This is a genomic window from Methylobacterium sp. WL69 (genome assembly GCF_008039485.1).
GTDB lineage: Bacteria > Pseudomonadota > Alphaproteobacteria > Rhizobiales > Beijerinckiaceae > Methylobacterium.
On sequence record NZ_VRUZ01000129.1, the window covers coordinates 1 to 9,087 of the forward strand.

Sequence of the window (9,087 nt, forward strand, 5' to 3'; positions counted from 1 at the left end):
GGCTTTGGGCTGGGGTTTTGCCATCGGGTCGGGTGTTCGAACTCGTTCGGTGGGCGAGGCGCGACGCAGAGTCCCCCCCCGTATGGGGCGGGATCCAGGGCGTCGGACGGTCCCGTGCGGTGGCGCGCCGTCTAGTGAATCGGCGCGTCGTGCTTATGGAACGCCTTGAGGCGGCGGTACACGGGGGTATCGTAGTTCTGCGGCGTCTCGTCCTCGCCCGTGAGCCAGCGGAACAGGTCCCGGTCCGGCACCTCGATGAGGGCCTCGAACAGGGTCAGCTCCTCCTCCGTCAGGGTGCCGATCTCGGCATCGGCGAAGCGGCCCATGATCAGGTCCATCTCGCGGATGCCGCGGTGCCAGGCGCGGAAGAGGGTGCGGCGGCGGCGCGGATCGAGGTCCGCGCTGGTGCGGGTGGTTCCGGACATGGGGCGGCCTGTGATGCTGTGATCCGGGGATGCTGTGATCCTCGGATCAGAGGATTGCAAGATCGAAGGCTGCAGCTTCCAGCAGGGGCCTCTGCCCTCAGCGAAGGCCCTTCGTCAGCGTGATGATCGCACCCACCACCACGATGGTCTGGAAGCCGATGGCCGACAGAACCCACTTCAGGATGTCGTACTTCGCATCGGAGAGTTCCGCCTTGAGCGTGGAATTCGTGACCAGGGCGGACAGGTCACTCTCGCGGACCTCGCGGATGACCCCCGTCACGGCTTCGGCCTGATCGTCCGAGAAGCCGGCGGCCTTCAGCTTGCGGGCGATGGCGAGCGTGTCCAGGGTGGTTGTGGTCATGGTGCGCGTCGCGTCTCCCGTCCCATCGAGGCGAGCTACCATCGCATATGGCCCGTGCCGGAGCCATCGCAACGGCTCCGAGAACGGAAGCGGCAACGCGGGCGTTGCCCCGGCCGCGCTCGGCATTCTATGGCGGGGGTATGCATTCCGTCACGGCTCATAGACCCAGTAGGCGCGGCTCTCCCCCAGCCCGGGCGAGCGGCTGGGCCGAGCCGCGCGCATGACCGACGACGCCCGCCCCGCCCCGCTCCGCCCGACCATCCTCGATCCGCTGTTCGCGCCGGCCCGGGGCCTGCCGGGGATCGGCCCGAAGATGGCGCCGATGATCGAGCGGCTGCTCGGGACGCCGGAGCAGCCGGCGCGGATCGTCGATCTCCTGTTCCACCTGCCCCAGGGCGGCGTGGTGCGGAAACTTCTGGGCTCCATCGCCGAGGCGCCGCCGGGGGAGCCGGTGACGCTCGGCGTCACCGTCACGGAGTACCGCCCGCCCCAGGCCGGCGCCGGCAAACGTCCCTACCGGGTGCTGGTGGAGGATGCCACGGGCGACATCACCCTGGTGTTCTTCGGCATGCCGGGCCCCCGGGTGGAGAAGATGCTGCCGCTCGGGGCGCATCGCTACATCACCGGCCGCATCGACCTCTACGACGGCCACCGCCAGATGGTGCACCCGGCCCGCATCATCGACGAGGCGGGGCTGGCCGCCCTCCCCGCCGTCGAGCCCGTCTACGGCGCCACGGAGGGGCTGACCTCGCGGGCGATCTCGAAGCTCGCCCACGCGGCCCTGGAGCGCCTGCCCGTGCTGCCCGAGTGGCAGGACCCGGCCTGGCTCGCGCGCGAAAACCTGCCGGCCTTCGCCGACGCCCTGCGCGCCGAGCACCGCCCGGAGAACGCCCCGCCCCCCGTGCCGGACGGGGCGACGAGCGCCCCCCGGACCCCCGCCCGGCGGCGCCTCGCCTACGACGAACTCCTGGCGTCCCAGCTGGCGCTCGCGCTTCTCCGCGCCCGCAACCGCCGGGCCCCGGGCCGGGCCAATGCGGGCGACGGCCGGCTCAAGGACCGGATCGAGGCCGCCCTGCCCTTCGGGCTCACGGGTGCGCAGACACGGGCCGTCGCCGAGATCCGCGCCGACCTCGCCTCCGACCGGCGCATGCTGCGCCTGCTCCAGGGCGATGTCGGCTCGGGCAAGACCGCGGTGGCGCTGCTGGCCATGGCGTCCGCCATCGAGGTCGGCCGGCAGGCGGCCCTGATGGCCCCCACCGAAATCCTCGCCCGCCAGCATTTCGAGCGCCTCGGACCCATGGCCGGGGGCCTGCGCCTGCGTTTGCTCACCGGCCGCGACCGGGCCGCCGAGCGGCGCGCGACCCTGGCCGACCTCGCGGCGGGCAGCATCGACATCGTGGTCGGCACCCACGCCCTGTTCCAGGACAGCGTCGTGTTCCGCGACCTCGGCGTGGCGGTGGTGGACGAGCAGCACCGCTTCGGCGTCCATCAGCGCTTGGCGCTCGGCGCCAAGGGCCAGGCCGTGGACATCCTGGTGATGACCGCGACGCCGATCCCCCGCACCCTGGCGCTCACCTGCTTTGGCGATATGGACGTCTCGGTCCTCGACGAGAAGCCGGCCGGGCGCCGGGCCATCGTCACCCGCCTCGTCTCCACGGACCGCCTCGACGAGGTGGTGGCGGGGTTGGGGAGGGCGCTCGCCGCCGGCGACCGGGTCTACTGGATCTGTCCCCTCGTCGCCGAATCCGAGTTCGTCGACCTCGCGGCGGCGGAAGAGCGTTTCGCCGATCTGCGCCACAGCTTCGGCGACGCGGTCGGCCTCATCCACGGCAAGATGCCGGGGCCGGACAAGGACGCCGCCATGGAGCGGTTCTCCGCCGGCACGACGAAGATCCTCGTCTCCACCACGGTGGTCGAGGTCGGCGTCGACGTGCCGGAGGCCACCATCATGGTCATCGAGCATGCCGAGCGCTTCGGATTGGCCCAGCTCCATCAGCTGCGCGGCCGCGTCGGGCGGGGCGCCAAGGCCTCCACCTGCCTGCTGCTCTATCGCGGCCCCCTGGGCCAGGTCTCGCGGGCGCGCCTGGAGATGATGCGCGAGACCGAGGACGGGTTTCGCATCGCCGAGGAGGACCTGCGCCTGCGCGGCGAGGGCGAGGTGCTGGGCACGCGCCAGTCCGGCATGGCCGCCTTCCGCCTCGCGAGCCTGGAGAGCGACGCCGAGCTGCTGCAGGTCGCCCGCGACGACGCGCAGCTCATGGTCCAGCGCGATCCCGGCCTGAAGAGCCCGCGTGGCCAGGCCCTGCGGGTGCTGCTCTACCTGTTCGAACGCGACGCGGCGATCCGGTTGCTCGGGGCCGGATAAGACCCCTCTAAACGATATTCATGAGCTGGCTCATGAACTTAGCGTCAATGTCTCGGGGTGTAAGGCCCGCCCGGAGCGGGGATTGCGGGACCATGCCGAGTGAGAGTGCGGGCCTGAGTGCCACCCCCCTGATCGAGCGCTGGCAAGCGGCGCGGCGCTCGGACGGGGGCATTCCGTCCTACGAGGCCGTCGTCCTCGGCAATCTCGGGCGTTACGCCGATCACGCCGCCCTCATCGCCACGCGGGCGGGTCAGCCGCACGCCATCCTCTGGAGCGGAGCGCGTTTCCTGGCCTGGCTCCATCGGGATTCCGGTGCGGTCCGCGATGGCGCGACGTCCGCGGCGGAGCGCCTCGACGTGGCCGGCCTCAGCGAGGACGTGCGACAGCCCCTGCACGAGGTGGTGGAGCGGGCCCTGACCCTCCGCGGCCCGGCCCGCACGCGCTGCGACCGCGTCCATGACGGCATCGTCACCAGCATCGAGTTTCTCGGCATACCCCTGGCGCGCCGGGACGACGCGCCCCTGGTGCTCCTGAGCCTCATCGGCGTGCAGTCCCGCTACGATCTCGTCAAGGCGATGTTCGGCGCCACGGACCAGGGCATGCTCGCCCTCAGCACCATCCGAACCGGCGACGGACGGGTGAGCGATTTCAAGATCGTCGCGGCCAACGAGGGGGCGGCCCGCCTCCTCGGCGGCACCATCTCGGACCTGCAATGGCAGCGCCTGACCCGGGTTTCCGCGCGGTTGACCCAGGGCGACGTCCTGTGCCGCCTGGTCGGCGTGATCACGTCGGAACGCCGCGATGTCTTCGAGGTCAGCCTGTCCGGTGCGGACGGGTGCGACCTGCACCTCAAGATCGAGGCGGGCTGCATCGGCGATCTCCTGGCCCTGACCTTCGTGGATGTCGGAGACCTGAAGGCCCGCGAGGCTTCGGCCCGCCTCCTGTTCGAGAACAACCCCCTGCCCATGTGGCTGATCGATCGGGGCACGCACCGATTCCTGGCGGTGAACGACGCGGCGCTGACCCATTACGGGCACAGCCTCGAGCGCTTCTGCGCCATGACCCTGGCCGATCTCGAACCCGTGGTCACGGGTGCCCTGCCCGCCACCACCGAGCTCTACGGGCCGGCCGCACCACGGACGCATCTGCGGGCGGACGGGTCGTGTATCGAGGTGACCCTGTTCGAACGCGTCCTCGATTTTCACGGCCGCTCCGCCGTCCTGACGGCGGTGATCGACGTCACGGAGCGGCGCCGGGCCGAGGCCCGCATCGCCTACATGGCACACTACGACGCCCTGACCGATCTGCCCAACCGTGTCCTGTTCCGGGCCCGGTTGAGCGAGGCCATCGTCCGTTCTCGGCAATCCGGCACCGGAGCCCTGGTGCTCTTCCTCGACCTCGATCACTTCAAGACCGTCAACGACACCCTGGGCCATTCCGCGGGCGATGAGCTCCTGCGCGGTGTGGCCGGGCGGTTGACCGGCTGCCTGGAGGGCGTCGACCTGGTCGCCCGCATGGGGGGCGACGAGTTCGCGATCCTCGTCGAGCGCGACGTCCCGGTCAAAACCCTGGCCGCCTGCCTCATCGAGGCCGTAAGCCGACCCTTCACGATCCAGGGTCAGGAGGTTCGGGTCGGCGTCAGCATCGGCGTGGCGCGCCTGCCGCACGACGGCACCGACCCCGATCGGCTGCTGCGCAACGCCGACCTCGCCCTCTACGGAGCCAAGGGGGCCGGCCGGAACACGCACCATTGCTTCACCGTCGCGATGGAGGCCGCGATCCGGGCCCGCCGAGCCCTGGAGCAGGATCTGCGCGCGGCCTTCGCCGGCGGCGGCCTCGAACTCCACTATCAGCCGGTGCTGCTGGCCGCCTCCGGGCGGCTGATGGGTTTCGAGGCCCTCCTGCGCTGGCGCCACCCCGAGCGCGGCTTCATTGCCCCCGCGGAGTTCATCCCCATGGCCGAGGAGACGGGCCTCATCGTCCCCATCGGTGAATGGATCCTGCGCACGGCCTGCGCCGAGGCGGCGTCCTGGCCCACCTCCCTTCGGGTCGCCGTGAACCTCTCGCCGATCCAGTTCCGGGATCGTGGTCTTCCCGGCATGGTGGGGCGGGCGCTGGCGGAGGCCGGACTCGCGCCGGACCGCCTCGAACTCGAGATCACCGAGACCGTGCTGCTCGCCGAGAACGCGTCCAACCTCGCGGTTCTGCACCAGCTCAGGGCCCTCGGCGTGCGCATCGCCATGGACGATTTCGGCACGGGGTACTCGTCGCTGGGCTACCTGCGGTCTTTCCCCTTCGACCGCATCAAGATCGATCGGTCGTTCGTGAGCGAGATGGAGACCCATTCCGAGGCCGCCGCCATCGTCCGGGCCATCGTCGACCTCGGCGCCAGCCTCGGGATTCTCACGACCGCCGAGGGCATCGAGACGGACGGCCAGTTCCAGCGCCTGCGGGCGGCCGGTTGCGACGAGGTCCAGGGCTTCCTGTTCGGTCGGCCGATGCCGGCCGGCGAGGCCCGCGACATGATGCGGGACGACGCGCCCGGGATGTCCCTGCGGCGCGCGGGCTGAGGGGAGGACGGACGAACGCCGTTCGATCGCTCCGCCAGGCGGAGTTCGATGATCCTCAGGCCTCCGTCCGCTGGGGGGCGGAAGGCATCAGGGGCGCCGCATCCGCGTCGCGCGCCGCGCGCAGGGTCGCGGCCATGGCCTGGATCCGCGCGTGGGGATCGTCGGGCTGGATCACGCCGGCCGACATGACGAGCTTGGCCGCGTCGTCGACGCTCATGGCGATCTCCACGATGTCGGCGCGTGGCAGGTAGAAGAAGAACCCCGTGGTCGGGTTGGGGGCGCAGGGCAGGAACACGCCGACATGGTCGCCGCCGGGCGCCAGGGCGTTCTGCACGTCCGGTGCTGCCGGCGCCGACAGGAACACCACCGACCAGGTGCCCTTCACCGGGAACTCGACGAGGCCCACCGTGCGGAACGAGGTGCCGTTGGCGGAGAACAGCGTCTCGAAGATCTGGCGCAGGCCCTTGTACAGCCCCGAGATCACCGGGGTCCGGGCGAGCAGCACCTCGCCGAACTCGACGACGCTGCGGCCGACGAGGTTGGCCGTGAGGAAGCCGAGCAGGGTCACCGCCACGAAGGCGATGACGAGGCCGAGGCCGGGGATCGAGAACGGCAGGTAATGGTCGGGCAGGTAGCTCGCCGGCACCAGGGGCTTCACCCAGCCGTCGATGAGGCTGATGAACCACCACGTGATGTAGATGGTGATGGCGAGCGGCCCCGAGACGATGATGCCGGTGAGAAAGTAGGTCCGCAGGCGCCCGCGCGCGCTCACCCGGGGGCGGGCGCCGGTGTCGGGTTCGGGGACCGGTGGGATGAGTGTCGCCACGGATGCTCTTTCGGCCGTGGGGAACGGCGCCCGAGGATCGTCGGCCGGCCCCGGCCCCCCTTCCCGTAGAGGTAGCCCCTGCGGGGGCCGGGCTCAAGGCCGGCCCCCAGCCGGGCTCAAGGCCGGCCCCCAGCCGGGCTCAAGGCCGCGGCTCGAGCCCGGCCCGTCCGTTCAGTGCCGGGTCGGGTTTTCCGTCAGGGCATGCGCCAGGAAGAACCGCACCATCTCGGCGCTGGCATCGGGTCCGCGCGGGTCGGTGTAGGACCCGTCCGGGCTTCCGCCGGACCAGGCGTGGCCGGTGCCGTGCAGGAGCCAGTGCTCCAGCACGGCGCGGTCCGCCTCGTCGGTCCGGACCGTGCGGGTGTAGCGGGTGCCGCCCGGCGCCGTTCCCTTCGTCACCGTCGTGCCCAGACCCTCGGCGGGCGTCGCCTGGGCGATCACCCGCTCGCCGTTGACGGGATGGACCGTGCGGTCGCCGTCGCCGTGGAAGACGATGGTGGGGACCGCCGGGCCGTTCCCGCGGGCCTGGACCGCCCCGCCGCCGTTCATGGCCGCGAAGGCGGAGGGCATGTCGCGCGCCGCCCCGCAGGCGAGGCCCGAATGCACCCCCACCGCCGCGAACAGGTCGGGATAGGTCGCCGCCATGATGGCGGCGGCCGCGCCCCCCGCCGACAGGCCGGCGACGTAGACGCGGCTGCCGTCGCCGCCGAACTCGGCCAGGACCGCCCGGGCGATGCCGGCGATGAGGGCCGGCTCGCCGCCCTCGCGCCTCTGGTCGCCGGCGTTGAACCAGTTCCAACACTTCTGCGCGTTGGCCGAGGGCGGCTGCGCCGGATAGGCCACGAGGAAGCCCTGCGCCTCGGCCAGCGCGTTCATCCGGGTGCCGGCGGCGAAATCGTCGGGCGACTGGGTGCAGCCGTGCAGCATCACGATCACCGGCAGGGTCTCGCCCGCCCGGCCGCTGGGCACGTAGACCTTGTAGTCGCGGGCGCCATGGGCACCGGTGAAGCGGCGCGTCTCGAAGCGGGCGCCCTCGGGCACCGGCGTCGCGGCGGGCGTCCGGCCGAGACCTTGACCAAATCCTTGTCCCAGCCCCCCGCCGAGCCCTTCGAGGTTCGGCATCGCCGCCGCCAGACCACCGGCCTTGGTGAAGCGCTCGGACATGGCGCGCAGGGCCTGCGCGACGTCGGGCATCGCCGCCTGCGCGGGGGCCTCCGAAGCGGCCTCCCCGGAGACCCGAGCCCCCGGCGCCGTCCAGGCCCCGGTGGCGTCCGCCGGGGCCACCATGTCGAGGATGGGGCGCGGCGCGCCCTTCGGCGCATCCGCCTCGGGCACCGGCCTGCCCTGGAGCAGGGCCATCGCCTCGGACAGCCGCCCGGCCTGGGTGAGGCGGGTGACGGCGGCCATGTCGATGGACGGGAAGTGGGTTGCGTTGAACGGGGCCATGGATCGGGAATCCTTGTGAGCGGTGAAATCAGGCGATGCGGTCGGCGAGCGCCGCCTTCACGGCGGGGCTCGCCTGGAAGGCGCCGAGCACCTGCACGGAGGCGATGGCCGCGCGGGCGAGGTCGGGGCTGACGTCGGCGGCGATGCTGGCGAGGCCGAGCACCTGGATGTGGAGCGGCGTCCCGGCGTCGCGGGCCGCCTCCAGGGCGGCACGGCTGTAATGCGAGAGGCCGAGTTCGAGGCCCTTGCGCGCCACGGACTGGCGCACGGCCTCGCCCTGGCGTTCGAGCTGGTTGCGCACGGCGGTGCGGATGAAGTCGGCCCGGTTGGCGAAGAAGCCGTCGCGGACCATCAGGTCGATGTGCCCGAGATCGACGAAGCCGAGATTGACCGTGACCTTCTCGCTGTCGGGCAGCTTCGGCCGCAGGGCGTGAACGTTGTCTTCCATCTCTCAAACCCCCTCAGACCATCCGGTTGGATGGTCTAGAGATGGCGACGGGATGGAAAAGCGCAAGGGCCAGCCTGCGGCCGCCGCTGGCGGGACCGTGTTTCAGCGCTGGTCGGTGGGGGAGCGGGCTGTCGCCCGGGCGGTTACTCGACGGTGACGGATTTCGCGAGGTTGCGCGGCTGGTCCACGTCTTTCCCCATGAACACGGCCGTGTGGTAGGCGATGAGCTGGATCGGCACGGCGTAGACGATGGGGGCCACCACCGGGTCGCAGTCGGGCATGGTCACCGTCGCCAGGGTCTCGAGGCCCGCCGCCGCGGCACCCTTGGCGTCGCCGATGAGGATGATGCGCCCGCCGCGGGCGGCCACCTCCTGCATGTTCGACACGGTCTTCTCGAAGATGGCGTCGTGGGGCGCGATGACGATGACCGGAACGCTCTCGTCGATGAGGGCGATGGGGCCGTGCTTGAGTTCGCCCGCCGCATACCCTTCGGCGTGGATGTAGCTGATTTCTTTGAGCTTCAGGGCGCCTTCCAGGGCCATCGGGTAGCTGGTGCCGCGCCCCAGATAGAGCACGTCGCGGGCCTTCGACACCTCGCGGGCCAGGATCTCGATCTCGCCCTCGCGCTTGGTCGCCTCGGCCATCA

8 protein-coding genes are annotated in these 9,087 nt (G+C 71.4%); 2 read left to right on the top strand and 6 right to left on the bottom strand.

Going from position 1 to position 9,087, the window contains the following annotated elements; translation table 11 throughout:
* Positions 1–131: 131 nt before the first annotated feature.
* Both FV218_RS20830 and FV218_RS20835 read right to left on the bottom strand, forming a co-directional pair.
* The gene (locus FV218_RS20830) at positions 132–425 is read right to left on the bottom strand and encodes a succinate dehydrogenase assembly factor 2 (protein WP_056097355.1); all 294 of its coding nucleotides are present in this window, start codon (positions 423–425) and stop codon (positions 132–134) included.
* A gap of 97 nt (positions 426–522) precedes the next feature.
* A complete protein-coding gene (locus FV218_RS20835; RefSeq protein WP_147711393.1) occupies positions 523–786 on the bottom strand; it encodes a DUF1640 domain-containing protein in 264 nt (87 codons plus the stop codon).
* 220 nt (positions 787–1,006) lie between these two features.
* Here FV218_RS20835 and recG point away from each other — a divergent pair, with 220 nt between their 5' ends.
* Both recG and FV218_RS20845 read left to right on the top strand, forming a co-directional pair.
* Entirely contained in the window at positions 1,007–3,151 is a 2,145-nt protein-coding gene (gene recG / locus FV218_RS20840; RefSeq protein WP_056097350.1) for an ATP-dependent DNA helicase RecG, read from the top strand.
* 92 nt (positions 3,152–3,243) lie between these two features.
* A complete protein-coding gene (locus FV218_RS20845; RefSeq protein WP_147711394.1) occupies positions 3,244–5,721 on the top strand; it encodes an EAL domain-containing protein in 2,478 nt (825 codons plus the stop codon).
* 55 nt (positions 5,722–5,776) lie between these two features.
* Here FV218_RS20845 and FV218_RS20850 read toward each other — a convergent pair whose 3' ends face one another.
* The 4 genes from FV218_RS20850 to FV218_RS20865 form a co-directional block, all read right to left on the bottom strand.
* Complete coding sequence (locus FV218_RS20850) at positions 5,777–6,547, bottom strand: DUF502 domain-containing protein (protein WP_056097347.1); 771 nt, start codon at positions 6,545–6,547, stop codon at positions 5,777–5,779.
* Positions 6,548–6,718: 171 nt separating this feature from the next.
* Entirely contained in the window at positions 6,719–7,993 is a 1,275-nt protein-coding gene (locus FV218_RS20855; protein ID WP_147711395.1) for a PHB depolymerase family esterase, read from the bottom strand.
* Between the two features lie 28 nt (positions 7,994–8,021).
* The gene (locus FV218_RS20860; protein ID WP_056097345.1) at positions 8,022–8,441 is read right to left on the bottom strand and encodes a hypothetical protein; all 420 of its coding nucleotides are present in this window, start codon (positions 8,439–8,441) and stop codon (positions 8,022–8,024) included.
* Positions 8,442–8,584: 143 nt separating this feature from the next.
* Positions 8,585–9,087, bottom strand: a 503-nt coding sequence (locus FV218_RS20865; RefSeq protein ID WP_147711396.1) for an SIS domain-containing protein, incomplete at its 5' end; no start/stop codon positions are given.

What these genes read in the sequence shown, in the direction of transcription:
- FV218_RS20860 (WP_056097345.1), bottom strand. Translation starts at nt 8,441, where the DNA reads ATGGAAGACAACGTTCACGCCCTGCGGCCGAAGCTGCCCGACAGCGAG.
- FV218_RS20855 (WP_147711395.1), bottom strand. Translation starts at nt 7,993, where the DNA reads ATGGCCCCGTTCAACGCAACCCACTTCCCGTCCATCGACATGGCCGCC.
- FV218_RS20830 (WP_056097355.1), bottom strand. Translation starts at nt 425, where the DNA reads ATGTCCGGAACCACCCGCACCAGCGCGGACCTCGATCCGCGCCGCCGC.
- FV218_RS20835 (WP_147711393.1), bottom strand. Translation starts at nt 786, where the DNA reads ATGACCACAACCACCCTGGACACGCTCGCCATCGCCCGCAAGCTGAAG.
- recG (WP_056097350.1), top strand. Translation starts at nt 1,007, where the DNA reads ATGACCGACGACGCCCGCCCCGCCCCGCTCCGCCCGACCATCCTCGAT.
- FV218_RS20845 (WP_147711394.1), top strand. Translation starts at nt 3,244, where the DNA reads ATGCCGAGTGAGAGTGCGGGCCTGAGTGCCACCCCCCTGATCGAGCGC.